Source organism: Streptomyces tauricus (genome assembly GCF_014650955.1).
GTDB lineage: Bacteria > Actinomycetota > Actinomycetes > Streptomycetales > Streptomycetaceae > Streptomyces > Streptomyces tauricus.
Map to the genome: position 1 here is coordinate 18,334 of NZ_BMVY01000057.1, position 13,194 is coordinate 31,527.

Here is a 13,194-nt window from a genome sequence, read left to right on the forward strand (position 1 = left end):
ACCCCGCGTGAGTGCGACCCAGGACCTCTACGAACTCGGCGACGCGCCCGAGATCGGCACCGTCCCCAAGAAGATGTACGCCTCGCTCATCCGCCGTGAGCGTTACGGCCGGCCGATCGACGCCTTCCGCACCGAGGTGGTCGACGTGCCACCCGTCGGCCGCAGCCAGGTGGCAGTGAAGGTGATGGCGGCCGGCATCAACTACAACAACGTGTGGGCGGCGCTGGGCGAGCCGCTCGACGTGATCACCGCACGCCAGAAGGCGGGCGCCACCGAGGACTTCCACATCGGCGGCTCCGACCTGTCCGGGATCGTGTGGGCGGTCGGCGAGGGCGTGCGCGGGGTGAAGCCCGGCGACGAGGTGGTCGTCCTGGCCAGCCGGTGGGACGAGTCGGCCGAGGACATCCGCATGGGCACCGACCCGGTGGTCTCCACCAGCCAGCGCGTGTGGGGCTACGAGGAGAACTACGGCTCCTTCGCGCAGTTCGCCGTCGTCGACGACTACATGCTCCACCCCAAGCCGGCCCGGCTGTCCTGGGCGGAGGCCGCCTGCTACATGGCGACCGCGGCCACCGCCTACCGCCAGCTCTTCGGCTGGGAACCGCACACCGTGCGCCCCGGCGACCCGGTGCTGATCTGGGGTGGTGCCGGCGGACTCGGCTCCATCGCCATCCAGCTGGTCCGGCACGTCGGCGGCATCCCCGTCGCGGTCGTCTCCAGCGAGGAACGCGGCGAGTTCTGCCTGAAGCTGGGCGCCGAGGGGTGGATCGACCGGCGCGAGTTCGACCACTGGGGCCGCCTGCCCGACACCTCCGACGATGCCGCCATGGCCCGCTGGCTGAGCGGCGCCCGCGCCTTCGGCCGCCGCTTCTGGGACGTGCTCGGCGAACGCCGGAGCCCGCGCATCGTGCTGGAGCACTCGGGCGCCGACACCATCCCCACCTCCATGTACATGTGCGACAACGGCGGCATGGTCGTCATCTGCGGTGGCACCACCGGCTACAACGGCGACGTGGACCTGCGCTTCCTGTGGATGCGGCAGAAGCGGCTGCAGGGCTCGCACGTCGCCAGCGCCCGCGAGGCACGGGAGGTCACCCGGCTCGTCGACCAGGGCGTCATCGACCCGTGCCTGTCACGGACGTTCGGCTTCGACGAGATCGGCGTGGCCCACCAGCTCATCCACGACAACCAGCACCCGGCCGGGAACATGGCGGCGCTGGTCAACGCGCGCCCCTGATCCGGCTGTCGAGGCGCACGGCGGGCGGACGGCCCCCACGGGCCACCGCCCGCCGTGCGATCGGGGTGATTCGCCCCGCGGGCGCGGGGTACCTGCGGTGGAGTACGACGCACGCACTACCGGGGAGGCATCCCATGGGCAAGCTGGGCGACATGGCCGACAAGGCCAAGGAGATGGCGAAGGGCCACCCGGACCAGGCCGACAAGGGCGTGACGAGCGCCGAGCGCCTGGTCGACGAGCGTACGGGCGACAAGTACGACGCCCAGACCGACAAGGCCGCGGACGCGACGCGCCGCTTCTACCAGGACGGCGGCACGACGGACGGCAGCGGCACGACGGGGCACTGATCCCCACGGCACATGTCTCGGGGCCCCGGCGCGCAACGCCGGGGCCCCGAGACATGTCATCCGTTCGCGGCGCCGGCCGGGCCCAGGACGCAGCTGAACACTCCCGCCCCCACGGCCGTCACACGGACCTCGACCGCGCGCGAGGGGTCCGCGCGCAGGCCGATGCGCAGAAGACCGTCCCCGGCCGGGAACGCGCGCAGGTCCCGCAGGGCCCCCGGCGCCGGGGCGGCCGGCTCACCGGAAGGCACGTACAGCGCCTTCCAGGCGGCCTCCTTGGCCGAGAACAGCTCCGTCACCGACCATGCGGTGCCATCGCTCGCGCAGCCGGTAGCCAGCAGCGTCTCCTCGTCCTCGCGCAGCACCAGGCGTGCCGCGTGACGGGGGAGCGGCCGCAGCTCCAGGTCGCAGCCGAGGGGGGTGTCCCGACCCGGCGCGCGGGCCACGGCCACGGCGGTCCCGGCGCTGTGCGAGATCGACGCCGCCCGCCCCGGCGGGAACACCGGCAGCCGTCCCGAGCGGGGGATCTCCCCGCAGTCCAGCCCCACCGCGCGCAGGGCCCGGCGGGCGGCCCGCCGGCCGGCCAGGAACTCCAGGCGCCGCCGTGGCGGCATCGAGGCGGCCGCGGCCGCCTCCGAGGGGCCCGCCGGTTCCCGCCCCGGCTCCGTGACGCAGGCGACGCCCAGGCCGAGCCCGGCGGCGGCCAGCACCGGACGCAGCCGCAGGAGACGGCCGGCCGCCGGCCCGCCGTCCTGCCCGCCGTCCGGTAGGTGGTCCGCCGCAGAGGCCGCGGCCTGCGGCCCGTCGTACGTCCTCACACCCGCAGCAGCTTCTTGATGATTTTCCCGGCGGGGTTGCGCGGCACCTGCTCGATGAACTCCACGCGGCGCGGGCGCTTGTACGGAGCGAGCAGCTCCGCGACGTGCGCCAGCAGCTCCGCCGCGCTCGTGCCCCCACCGGCGTCCGCGTCCGGTTCCAGGACGACGTACGCCAGAGGCACCTCGCCGTAGTCCTCGTCGGGCATCCCCACGACCGCCGTGTCCCGGACCGTCGGATGGGTCATCAGGGCGCGCTCGATCTCCGACGGATAGACGTTCTGGCCCGCGCGGATGATGACGTCCTTCGTGCGGTCGACCAGGCTGATGCGGCCCTCCTCGTCCATGAAGCCCAGGTCGCCCGTCCGCACCCAGCCGTCCGCGGTGATCTCGCGGGTGGCCTCGGGATCGTTCCAGTACCCCTGCATGAGGCCCGGCCCGCGCACGACGATCTCGCCGATCCCGCCGCGCGGCAGCTCCCGGCCGTCCTCGTCCACCGCGCGGGCGGACATGCCCGGCACGACCCGTCCGCAGGGGATGCGGGCGGTGACGTCCCCGGGGGCCGGGTGCTCGTCGGGGCCGAGGGTGACGAACGGGCCGCCCACCTCGGTCATGCCGTACACCTGCCGGAAGCCGCAGCCGAGCCGCCGGACGGCGTCGGCGTACACATCGAGCGGCATCGGGGCGGCGCCGTACAGGATCTCCCGCAGGGAGGACAGGTCGGTGCGGTGCGACGCCTTGGCCTGCAGCATGAAGCGCAGCATCTGCGGCACCATCCACATGTGCGTGGCACGGTTGCGTTCCACCGCGGCGAGCGCCCGCTGCGGGGTGAAGCCGGGCATCAGCACCACCGTGGCTCCGGCCGCCAGGTAGGTCAGCGACACGACCATGCTGCCGTGGTACAGCGGACAGCAGTTGACCATCACGATGTCGTCGGTGGGCCGGGCCATGACCAGCCAGCCCAGCGCGATGGCCCGGAACGAGCCGCTGTCGACCGTGACTCCCTTGGCGCGCCCGGTGGTCGCCGAGGTGTGCAGCACGGCGATCGGATCGGTGTCGGCCACGGCGGGCAGCTCCCGCTCGTCGGCCAGGGTGCCCAGCGCCTCGAAGGAGGGCTTGTCGAAGGCGAGCCGGATCCTCACCGACCCCGGCAGCTCGGGGTGCCGGTCCAGCAGCTCCGACTCGCCGAGTACGGCCACCGCCCCGACCCGCTCGACGATGTCGGCGACCTCGGGCTCGGCCAGGCTGTGGTTCAGCGGCACGAACAGCGCGCCGAGCCGGGCGAGCGCGAAGTAGCTCTCCAGGACCTCGATGCGGTCCTTGGAGAGCACGGCGACCCGGTCACCCCGTTCGATGCCCAGCTCGGCCAGGCCGCGCGCCAGTTCGATCGTGCGGTCGTGGAACTCGGCCCAGGTGACCTCGCGCCGCTCGTCCACGAGCGCCGTCCGGCCGGGGAAGCACTGGCGGTTGCGCTCCAGCAGCTGGGTCAGCCACATCAGGCACCGCCGCCGGTGGCGCCGACGGCGGAGCGCTCGGACACGAAGCGCTCGTAGTCGGCGATCGTGTGCAGTTCCTCCATGTCCTCCGCGGTGATCTCCACGCCGAGCCGCTGCTCGACGAGCAGGACGAGTCGGACCAGGTCCCCGGAGTCGATGCCGCTGGCCGCCAGGTCGACGTCGTCGCCGACCTGGTCCGCGTACTCGGCCGTGCCGGTGAGTTCGACCAGCAACTCCCTGATGGTGCTCATGTTCTCTCCCTTCGCCCCGGCGTACCGACCGCCGTGCGGATCTCGACTGCCACCCCCTTAGGAGGCGGCGACGGCCGGTCCCACTCCCCGCACCCGTCCGTGAGCTTTGTCACGCGCCGCGAACCCGTGCGGCAGGGATAGCCGGGCGCGCGCCCGGCCTCTTTTCGCAACGAGCAAGCGTGTTCCGGCACGACGGAGTGAGGAGTGATGCGAGTGCCCAGGCAGCCGGTACCGGTCCGGACCGCGGATGGGCGTCCCGTGCGCCGCGTCGACGCGGCGCACACCGCTGGTGCGGGCGGTGCCGCGTGAGCGCGCCCACCACCGTCGTGTCCGCGGACCGGCCCGTCGTGTCCGCGGACGCCGGTGCGACGGCGGACCGGGACGAACTGCTCGCGCACTTCGACGCGATCGTCGCCGAGGGCGGGATGATCGAACCGCGCGACTGGATGCCCGACGGCTACCGCCGCATGCTGATCCGTCAGATCGCCCAGCACGCCCACTCCGAGATCATCGGCATGCAGCCGGAGGGCGCCTGGCTCACCCGGGCCCCGTCCCTGCACCGCAAGTCGGTCCTCATCGCCAAGGTGCAGGACGAGGCGGGCCACGGCCTGTACCTGTACTCGGCCGCCGAGACGCTGGGAGTGGACCGCGCCGACCTGCTGGACGCCCTGCACCGAGGGCAGCAGCGCGCCTCGGCCACCTTCAACCATCCGGCCCTCACCTGGGCGGACACCGGGACCATCGCATGGCTGACGGATGGCGCCGCCGTCATCAACCAGGCACCCCTGTGCCGCACGTCCTACGGCCCGTACGCCCGGGCGATGCGCCGCGTGTGCCAGGAGGAGGCCTTCCACGTACGGCAGGGCTACGACCTGATGCGCGCCCTGTGCGAGGGGACACCGGCGCAGAAGGCGATGGCCCAGGACGCGGTGGACCGCTGGTGGCTGCCGGCCGTGGCGCTGATGTTCGGGCCGCCCGACACCGAGGCGGGCGGTACCGACGCGCGGACGGCCGCGCTGGGCGCCGCGGTCTCGCGGCGCGCGATGGCCTGGGGCATCAAGCGCCACACCAACGACGAGCTGCGCCAGCGCTTCGTCGACCAGTGCGTCCCGCAGGCGGAACGCCTGGGCCTGACGCTCCCCGACCCCGCGATCCGCTGGAACGAGGAGCGCGGCCACTACGACTTCACGCCGGTCGGCTGGGACACCTACCGCGAGGCGCTGGGCGACGACACGCACTGGGCACGGCAGCGGACCGCCCACCGCAGGGCCGCGCACGAGGACGGCGCCTGGGTACGGGAGGCGGCAGCCGCGTACGCCGCCCGCGAGAACGAGAACGAGAACGAGAACGTGGTCGAAGTCGCGGCCGAGAACGCGGCCGAGAACGCGGTCGTGGACGCGCGGCAGCGGGAGGAGGAGGTCTCGTGAGCCGTCACCGGGAGGGCGCGTCGGCGTCCTGGGAGGTCTTCCTGCGGGCCCGCCGGGGTCTGGCCCACCAGCACGTGGGATCGGTGCGCGCGGCCGACCCGGACACGGCGCTGGCACTCGCCCGTGACCTGTACGTACGCCGGGGCGACCCGCTGTCGCTGTGGGTGGTCCGCTCGGAGGCCGTGCACACGGCCTCCCCGGACGAACGTGACCCCTACTTCGCCGGTGCCCACCACAGGCCGTACCGGTATCCCGAGCACTTCGCGCCACTGACCGCATCGACCGGACCGACCGAGAAGGGGGCCGACGGTGCCCACGTCGAGTGACACCCGGGTGGACACCGCCGCGACCGGCGTCGCGACCACCACGGCCTGCACCACCGCGGGTGCCGACGCCGACCTGGCCGTGCACCTGCTGCGCCTGGGCGACGACGCCCTCGTCCTCGGGCAGCGGCTGTGCCAGTGGATCACGCGCGCACCGACCATCGAAGAGGACCTGGCGCTGTCCAACATCGCCCTGGACCTCATCGGTCACGCTCGCACCCTGCTCACCCGCAGCGGACAGCTCGACGGGAGCTCCCGGACCGAGGACGACCTCACCTTCACCCGCTCGGACCGCGAGTTCACCAACGTCCTGCTGACGGAGCTGCCAGGCGACGACTTCGCGGTGACCGTGGCCCGGCAACTGGCCTACACGCATTACGCGGTCCTGTACTACGAGGCACTGGCGGGCTGCGACGACCCCGAACTGGCCGCCTTCGGGACCCGAGCCGCCAAGGAGGTCGCCTTCCACCGGATGCACGCGGACCGCTGGACCCTGAGGCTGGGACGGGGCACACCGGAGAGCACCCGCCGCATGCGCCGCGGGCTGGAAAGGGTGTGGCCCTACACCGGCGAACTCTTCGCGGAGGACGAGGTGCTGCGCCGCCTCGTCGCCGCCGGCTCGGTGCCCTCGCCGGCACCCCTGCACGCCGAGTGGGAGAGGCGCGTCACCGCGACCGTCACCGACGCCGGACTCACCGTGCCCGCTCCCACCTGGTCGGCCGGCGGCGGCCGGTCGGGCCTGCACACCGAGGAGTTCGGCCCGCTGATCGCCGAACTACAGTCCGTGCACCGGCAGTTCCCCGGAGGCACCTGGTGAACGGACCGGCGGCGATCACGGCCCGCCGCTCCGTGCGGGAGGTGCGCGAGCGGGTGGAGGCGGTCCCGGACCCGGAGCTGCCGGTGATCGGCCTGGGCGACCTCGGCGTGGTGGGGTCGGTGGCCCCGGACACCGACGGGGTCCTGGCGGTGGAGATCACACCCACCTACCTGGGCTGTCCCGCGCTGTCCGCGATCACCTCGGCGGTACAGGACGTCCTGACCGCCTGCGGGCACCCGGAAGGCCGTGTGCGGCAGGTGCTGTCCCCGCCCTGGACCACGGACCGCATCACCCCGGAGGGGCGTCGGAAACTCGCGGCGAACGGCATCGCCCCGCCACTCTCCCCGGCCCCCAGGGGAGCGTCCGCCGACGGACCGGTCCCCGTCGAACTGGGTGCGGTGCCCTGCCCCCACTGCGGCTCGCGGGCCACCCGGCCGCACACCCCCTTCGGCCCGTCGCGCTGCCAGTCGGTGCTGTGGTGCACGGCGTGCAGCGAGCCCTTCCCCCACCTGACCGCGCTGTGAGGCAGACCGTGAACACCGCCACCGCCACCGTCACCGCCACCGTCGCTGCCGCCACTTCACCGATCGCTCCCCGCGAGGCCGCCGCCGACCGTGACCTGAACCGGGATCAGGACCTGCATCAGGGCCCGTACCCGGACCAGGCCCCGGACCGAGGCACACGTCCGCGCGCCGGCTGGCACTCGCTGGAGGTCACCGAGGTGCGCCGCCTGGCCGACGACGCCGTGGCCGTCGGCCTGCACGTGCCCGCCGCACTGCGCGAGGTCTTCGCCCACCGGCCCGGCCAGCACGTCGTCGTCCGCCACCGCCGCGCCGACGCCGAACTGCGCCGCAGCTACTCGGTCTGCCCGCCGCCGACCCACCCCCAGGCGCTCCGCCTGGTCGTCAAACGGGTCGGCCCCGACGGCTTCGGGGCCCACGCCACCGACCGCCTCACACCCGGAGACCGTCTGGAACTCACCCCGCCGCAGGGCGCCTTCGCCCTCGCGGACCTGACCGGCGCCCACCACGTGCTGCTCGCCGGCGGCTCGGGCATCACCCCGCTGTCCGCCATGGCCGCCGAGGCGCTGCGCCGGGACCCGGCCTGCCGCGTCTCCCTCATCCACTCGGTCCCCACCGCCGCGGACGCCCTGCTGGCCGACGAACTCGCCGAGCTGAAGGATGAGTTCGTCGACCGTCTCACCGTCCTGTACGTCCTCACCCGCGAGGACGGCGGGCGCGGCGCGGGCCCGTTCACGGGACGGATCGACGCCGAGGGGCTGTCCCGCCTGCTGGCCGCGGTGGACGCCCGTCCCGGCCCGGACACGGCGTTCGCCCTGTGCGGCCCACCAGGTCTGGTCGACACGGCACGGCGGGCCCTGACGGACTGGGGAGCCGACCCGGCACACGTCCGCTGGGAGGTGTTCACACCGGCCGGGACCCCACCGCGGCCCCCGCGGGCGGCCCCGCCGGCCCGGACGGACGCACCGGCACCGGGCGTCGACGTGGGCGTGAGCGTGGGAGTAAACGTGGGCGAGGCCCGCGTGACCGCGCTGCTCGACGGGCGTCACCGCGCCGCCACCGTCCTGCCGCAGGACACGGCGATCCTCGACGCGCTGCTGCGGGCGCACCCCGACGTGCCGTACGCGTGCCGCGAAGGCGTGTGCGGCAGCTGCCGAGCGAAGGTCCTGGCCGGCCGGGTGGCGGCCGAGGGCCAGTACGCCCTGGACGAGCGCGACCGCGCCGCCGGCTACACGCTCGTCTGCCGGGCACGACCGAGCACCGCCGAGGTCACCCTCGACTTCGACGCATGACCCGTACCGGCGCACCCGCCGCCGAGCCACCACCGAACGAAGGAGACGTACGTTGACCGCCACCGCCCGTCACGAGGGAAAGACCGCCCTGGTCACCGGAGGCAGCCGCGGCATCGGCAGGGCCATCAGCCGCCGTCTGGCCGGCGAGGGCGCGCTGGTCGCGGTCCACTACGGCCACGACCTGACGGCCGCCGAACGGACGGTCAAGGAGATCGAGGCCGAGGGGGGCCGCGCCTTCCCCGTGCACGCCGAACTGGGTGTGCCCGGTGACGCCGACACGCTGTGGGAGGCCTTCGACCGGGGCCTGGCCGAGCAGGGGGCGCCGGCCGGGCTGCACATCCTCGTCAACAACGCGGGCATCACCGTCCCGCGCCCCCTCGCCGCCGTGACCGAGGCCGACTACGACCGGGTCTTCGCGATCAACACCAAGGCGCCGTTCTTCATCATCCAGCGCGGCCTGGACCGGCTGCGCGACGGCGGGCGGATCGTGAACATCTCCTCCGTGGCCACGCGCGTCGCCTTCCCGGCGATCGTCTCGTACACCATGACCAAGGCCGCCCTCGACTACCTCACCCTCTCCCTGGCCCAGGAGCTGGGCCCCCGGCACATCACGGTCAACGCCGTCGCGCCCGGCTACACCGAGACGGAGATCAACCCCACCCTCAGCGTTCCGGAGATCCGGCGCCGCTACTCCGAGGCCTCCACGTTCGGCCGGCTCGGCGACCCGGCGGACATCGCCGACGTCGTCTCCTTCGTGGCGAGCGACGACGCCCGCTGGATGACCGGCCAGTGGATCGACGCTTCAGGAGGCGCCCACCTCGGCGTCTGACACCGCCTTCGGAGGTGCCACCTTCCTGGCCGTCCGTCGGCCGCACCACTAGGAGATGCGATGAACAACAGCACGTCCGCACTCGCCGAGCCCGCGGCGGACGACTCCCTGACCCGGCCCTTCGAGGGCGTCAGCCCCTACGACGCGTACGTCCACGCGTCCGTCCTCAACTCGCTGCAGCACCCGCTGACCGAGGCCCCGGACGAGATGGGTTTCCTCGTCACCACCCAGGTGATGGAACTGTGGTTCACCCTGATCGTGCACGAGTGGCGCACGGCGCGGGTGGCCCTCGCCAAGGACGACCTGCACGCGGCCACCGACGCGCTGGTGCGCAGCCGCCGGGCGCTGACCGCGCTCAACGGCGCCTGGGCGCCCATCTCCGCGCTGACCCCCGCCCAGTTCAACGGCTTCCGGGCCGCGTTCGGCCAGGCCTCGGGCTTCCAGTCGGCGATGTACCGGCACATGGAGTTCCTCCTCGGCGACAAGTCCACCGGGATGCTGCGCGCCCACCGGGGCGACCCGGCCGTGCACGAGGCGCTGGGAGAGACGTACCGCGAGACGTCCCTGTACGACGAGGTGCTCGCCTTCCTCGACCGGCAGGGCCTGCCCGTGCCGCGGAGCGTCCTGGAGCGGGACGTCACCGCCCCCTACGCCTCCGATCCCGGGGTGGTGGAGGTGTGGCGGCGGATCTACGGCGGCCCGCAGCACCACCCCCACCTCGCACTGGGCGAACTGCTCACCGACATCGCCGAACTGGTCACCCGATGGCGCTTCGAGCACGTCCTCGTGGTGCGCCGCGCGATGGGGTCCAAGCCCGGCAGCGCCGGCTCCGCGGGGCTCGCCTGGCTGGAGAAGCGCGCGGCCCGCCCGGTCTTCCCGGAGCTGTGGGAGGTGCGCGGTGACGTCTAGGACCATCTCGGCCTTCGCGGCCGAGGAGGAGAAGCGGGTCCTGAGCCTCAAGCCGGTGCTGGCTCCGGTGCACGGCCGCTACGGGGACCACCCCCACCAGTCCTACGACGCCTGGCCGGCCGACGATCCCGACGCCCCGCTGGTCATCCTGCTGCACGGCGGCTACTGGCGCTACGACCGGATGCACCTGACACCTTTCGCGGCCTACCTCGCCGGGCAGGGCTTCCACGTCCTGCTCCCCGGCTTCCGCCGCTCCGGGGGCGCGGGCGGCCACCCCGAGACCTTCGTCGACGTCGCCCGGATCGTGGACACCCTGCCCCAGGGGCGGCCCTACGTCCTGGCGGGCCACTGCTCCGGCGGCCACCTGGCCCTGTGGTGCGCCGCCCGCGGACTGCTGCCCGCCGGCTCGCGCTGGCACACGCGCACCCTGCCGACGAGCGTGCTCGCCCTCGCACCGATCACCGACCTCACCGCCACCCGGCGCGACGACCTCAGCAACGGCGCCGCCCTGCAACTCCTGGGCGGCGAGGCCGTCTTCGACGAACGGCTGCCCGAGGTCGACCCCCTGACCCTGCTGCGCGACGCGGGCACGACCGGAGTCCCCACCGTGCTGCTCCACGGAGCCGTCGACGAGGAAGTCCCGCTCACGCAGTTCAGCGACTACGCGGCCGTCCACCACGACCTCAGAACGGTCGTCCTGCCAGGCACCGGCCACTACACCCTCATCGAACCGGGAGCACCGGGCGCCCGCGCCGTCGCGGACACCCTGCGCGAGATGTCGGCGGCGTTCACTCCGCGCGCGTCCGACCAGGCGGCGGAGGAGGCCGCACACCGATGACCACCGCACCCCCGGCACCGGCCGAGCTGCGCGAGCGGGCCGCACGACTGGACGCCGACGACCCCCTTGCGTCCCTCCGCGAACGTTTCCTGCTGCCGCCCGGCGTCGTCTACCTGGACGGCAACTCACTGGGCCCCCTGCCCGCCGCCGTGCCCCCGGTCCTCTCCGACGCCGTGACGCGCCAGTGGGGAACCGACCTGATCGGCTCCTGGAACGCCAACGGCTGGTGGCAGGCGCCCCTGCGTGTGGGCGACGCCATCGGCGCGCTCATCGGGGCCGCGCCCGGGCAGACGGTCGCGGGGGACTCCACGAGCGTGCAGCTGTTCACCGCGCTCGACGCCGCCGTCGCGCTCCGCCCCGGCCGCCCCCTGCTGGTCACCGACCCCGGCCACTTCCCGACCGACCGCTACCTGGCGGACGCGGTCGCCCGCCGCCGCGACCTCGAAGTGCGCCAGGTGCCCCCGGCCGCCCTGGCGGACTTCCTTGCGGCCGAGGGCCACCGGGTCGCCGTGGTCAGCTACTCGCCCGTCGACTTCCGCACCGGCGAGCTGTACGACATGCGGGCGCTGACGAGGGCCGCCCACGAAGCCGGCGCCCTCGCGCTGTGGGACCTGTGCCACGCGGCCGGAGCCCTGCCGCTCGACGTCGACGCCCTCGGCGTGGACCTGGCCGTCGGCTGCGGCTACAAGTTCCTCTCCGGCGGGCCCGGCGCCCCCGCCTTCCTGTACGTGGCGCGCCGCCACCACGCGTCACTGGAGACGCCGCTGCCCGGCTGGACCGGCCACGCCGACCCGTTCGGCATGGGCGGGGACTACGAGCCTGCCCCGGGCATCGCCCGCGCCCGCATCGGCACCCCGCCGATCCTGTCCCTGCTCGCCCTCGAAGCGGCCCTCACGGCCTTCGACGGCGTCGACCTGACCCAGGTCCGCGCCAAGAGCCTGTCGCTGACGGAGTTCTTCCTGCGCTGCACCCACGAACTCCTGGCCCCCGAGGGCTTCACCACGGTCACCCCGGCCGACCCCGACCGCCGCGGCAGCCAGGTCACCCTGCGCCACCCCCACGCCCACGGGCTGACGGTCGCGCTGGCCCAGCGCGGAGTGATCGCGGACATGCGCGCCCCCGACCTCGTACGCTTCGGCGTCAACGCCCTCTACACGACCCACCAGGACCTGCTCCGGGCCGCCCTGTCCCTGCGCGACATCGTCCACGAGGCCGCCTACGACCCCGCCCCACCGGCCGCGGGACCGGTGACATGAGGACCCGCGGGAGGACCGGAGGGCATCAGAGGGTGAGGACGAGCTTGCCCCGGAGGTGACCACCGTCGAGCAGCCGGTGGGCGTCGGCGACGCGTTCGAAGGGGAACGTCTCCTGAACGTGGACCCGCAGCCTGCCTTGTTCGACGAGGGCGACGAGCTCTCGCAGGGCGACCGGATCGGGGTCGACTGCGAGGCATATGAGGCGCATGCCGGCCGCCTCGTAACGGGCGACGAGGTCCTTGTCCTCTTCGGCGACGGCCGTCACCACGTGACCGCCCGGGCGCAGCACGTCGAGCGATCGCTCGACGGTGTCGCCGCCGATCGTGTCGAGTACGACGTCGATGTCGCGGACCGCCTCGGTGAAGTCGACCGCCGTGTAGTCGATCACTTCGTCGGTGTGGACGATCGCGTAATTCCCCAGGCAGAAGTTCACGTAATTCCCCAGGCTTCCGGTTGTCGGCAGGCGTCTCAGGCCGTCGGCGGTGCTCGTTAGAGTGCCTGCGTGTCGAAGACGAGCGTGAGCAACGAGACAGACAACCTGCTCTGCCTGTGGGTGGAGCCTTGGGGAACTGATCACTGGATGCGTCCGGGCGAGGTGTTCACCGTCGTGACCGAGACTGGGCCCGAAGAGTCGCCGTTCAACGTCGTCGTTCATGATCAGGGCATCACGGTGTGGGTGAATTCGGGCAGTGACGCCGAGGTCTTCGACAACAGCGGCAACCCGGCGTCGTGCGGACATCAGCGTCCTGCCGACGCCGGATTCTGACCGGCCAGTGTCGGGTCTGTACGCTCACCGGTGTAATTGATGATCATGGAAGAGACATCAAGTGACTGACACC

The 13,194-nt window shown here is 73.2% G+C and carries 15 protein-coding genes and 1 pseudogene; 12 read left to right on the top strand and 4 right to left on the bottom strand.

What is annotated here, in order from left to right; translation table 11 throughout:
- Positions 1–7 precede the first annotated feature (7 nt).
- Both ccrA and IE278_RS39840 read left to right on the top strand, forming a co-directional pair.
- Entirely contained in the window at positions 8–1,237 is a 1,230-nt protein-coding gene (gene ccrA / locus IE278_RS39835) for a crotonyl-CoA carboxylase/reductase (protein WP_189779912.1), read from the top strand.
- 134 nt (positions 1,238–1,371) lie between these two features.
- Positions 1,372–1,584, top strand: a complete 213-nt coding sequence (locus tag IE278_RS39840; protein WP_189779913.1) for an antitoxin — start codon at positions 1,372–1,374, stop codon at positions 1,582–1,584.
- 56 nt (positions 1,585–1,640) lie between these two features.
- Here the strand turns inward: IE278_RS39840 and IE278_RS39845 are convergent, their stop codons facing one another.
- Genes IE278_RS39845 through IE278_RS39855 form a run of 3 tightly spaced genes read right to left on the bottom strand, consistent with a single transcriptional unit; the run spans position 1,641 to position 4,143 of the window.
- Positions 1,641–2,399 carry an enterobactin synthetase gene (locus IE278_RS39845; protein WP_189779914.1) on the bottom strand — a complete coding sequence of 253 codons (759 nt, stop codon included), beginning with the start codon at positions 2,397–2,399 and terminating at the stop codon, positions 1,641–1,643.
- Complete coding sequence (locus IE278_RS39850; RefSeq protein ID WP_189779915.1) at positions 2,396–3,892, bottom strand: class I adenylate-forming enzyme family protein; 1,497 nt, start codon at positions 3,890–3,892, stop codon at positions 2,396–2,398. The genes IE278_RS39845 and IE278_RS39850 overlap by 4 nt, the downstream gene beginning before the upstream one ends.
- On the bottom strand, positions 3,892–4,143 hold the full coding sequence (locus IE278_RS39855) for an acyl carrier protein (RefSeq protein ID WP_189779916.1): 252 nt from the start codon (positions 4,141–4,143) through the stop codon (positions 3,892–3,894). Before IE278_RS39855 ends, IE278_RS39850 begins: the two co-directional genes overlap by 1 nt.
- Before the next feature lie 425 nt (positions 4,144–4,568).
- On the opposite strand from IE278_RS39855, the gene paaA reads away from it, so the two are divergent.
- The 9 genes from paaA to kynU are packed head-to-tail and all read left to right on the top strand — an operon-like array spanning position 4,569 to position 12,355.
- Positions 4,569–5,570: a 1,2-phenylacetyl-CoA epoxidase subunit PaaA gene (paaA, locus tag IE278_RS39860; protein ID WP_246571584.1), complete on the top strand. Its 1,002-nt coding sequence runs from the start codon at positions 4,569–4,571 to the stop codon at positions 5,568–5,570.
- A complete protein-coding gene (locus IE278_RS39865; protein ID WP_189779917.1) occupies positions 5,567–5,896 on the top strand; it encodes a 1,2-phenylacetyl-CoA epoxidase subunit B in 330 nt (109 codons plus the stop codon). The genes paaA and IE278_RS39865 overlap by 4 nt, the downstream gene beginning before the upstream one ends.
- Complete coding sequence (paaC, locus tag IE278_RS39870; protein WP_373312230.1) at positions 5,880–6,710, top strand: 1,2-phenylacetyl-CoA epoxidase subunit PaaC; 831 nt, start codon at positions 5,880–5,882, stop codon at positions 6,708–6,710. Before IE278_RS39865 ends, paaC begins: the two co-directional genes overlap by 17 nt.
- On the top strand, positions 6,704–7,234 hold the full coding sequence (gene paaD / locus IE278_RS39875; RefSeq protein ID WP_373312231.1) for a 1,2-phenylacetyl-CoA epoxidase subunit PaaD: 531 nt from the start codon (positions 6,704–6,706) through the stop codon (positions 7,232–7,234). Before paaC ends, paaD begins: the two co-directional genes overlap by 7 nt.
- Positions 7,235–7,242: 8 nt before the next feature.
- A complete protein-coding gene (locus tag IE278_RS39880) occupies positions 7,243–8,523 on the top strand; it encodes a 2Fe-2S iron-sulfur cluster-binding protein (protein WP_246571577.1) in 1,281 nt (426 codons plus the stop codon).
- 52 nt (positions 8,524–8,575) lie between these two features.
- Positions 8,576–9,352 (top strand): SDR family oxidoreductase, encoded by a 777-nt coding sequence (locus IE278_RS39885; protein ID WP_189779918.1) that lies wholly within the window; start codon positions 8,576–8,578, stop codon positions 9,350–9,352.
- Between the two features lie 60 nt (positions 9,353–9,412).
- The gene (locus IE278_RS39890) at positions 9,413–10,261 is read left to right on the top strand and encodes a tryptophan 2,3-dioxygenase (protein ID WP_189779919.1); all 849 of its coding nucleotides are present in this window, start codon (positions 9,413–9,415) and stop codon (positions 10,259–10,261) included.
- A complete protein-coding gene (locus tag IE278_RS39895; protein WP_189779920.1) occupies positions 10,251–11,099 on the top strand; it encodes an alpha/beta hydrolase family protein in 849 nt (282 codons plus the stop codon). Before IE278_RS39890 ends, IE278_RS39895 begins: the two co-directional genes overlap by 11 nt.
- Positions 11,096–12,355, top strand: a complete 1,260-nt coding sequence (gene kynU / locus IE278_RS39900; RefSeq protein ID WP_189779921.1) for a kynureninase — start codon at positions 11,096–11,098, stop codon at positions 12,353–12,355. The genes IE278_RS39895 and kynU overlap by 4 nt, the downstream gene beginning before the upstream one ends.
- 25 nt (positions 12,356–12,380) lie before the next feature.
- Here kynU and IE278_RS39905 read toward each other — a convergent pair.
- Positions 12,381–12,749 (bottom strand): annotated as a pseudogene (locus IE278_RS39905) (zinc-binding dehydrogenase); the annotation flags it as partial.
- Between the two features lie 108 nt (positions 12,750–12,857).
- Between IE278_RS39905 and IE278_RS39910 the strand changes: the two are divergent.
- Entirely contained in the window at positions 12,858–13,121 is a 264-nt protein-coding gene (locus IE278_RS39910) for a hypothetical protein (protein ID WP_189779922.1), read from the top strand.
- Positions 13,122–13,194: the final 73 nt, after the last annotated feature.

Coding starts and splice junctions, on each gene's coding strand:
- paaA (WP_246571584.1), top strand. CDS start 4,569: ATGATCGAACCGCGCGACTGGATGCCCGACGGCTACCGCCGCATGCTG.
- IE278_RS39840 (WP_189779913.1), top strand. CDS start 1,372: ATGGGCAAGCTGGGCGACATGGCCGACAAGGCCAAGGAGATGGCGAAG.
- IE278_RS39850 (WP_189779915.1), bottom strand. CDS start 3,892: ATGTGGCTGACCCAGCTGCTGGAGCGCAACCGCCAGTGCTTCCCCGGC.
- IE278_RS39890 (WP_189779919.1), top strand. CDS start 9,413: ATGAACAACAGCACGTCCGCACTCGCCGAGCCCGCGGCGGACGACTCC.
- kynU (WP_189779921.1), top strand. CDS start 11,096: ATGACCACCGCACCCCCGGCACCGGCCGAGCTGCGCGAGCGGGCCGCA.
- IE278_RS39855 (WP_189779916.1), bottom strand. CDS start 4,143: ATGAGCACCATCAGGGAGTTGCTGGTCGAACTCACCGGCACGGCCGAG.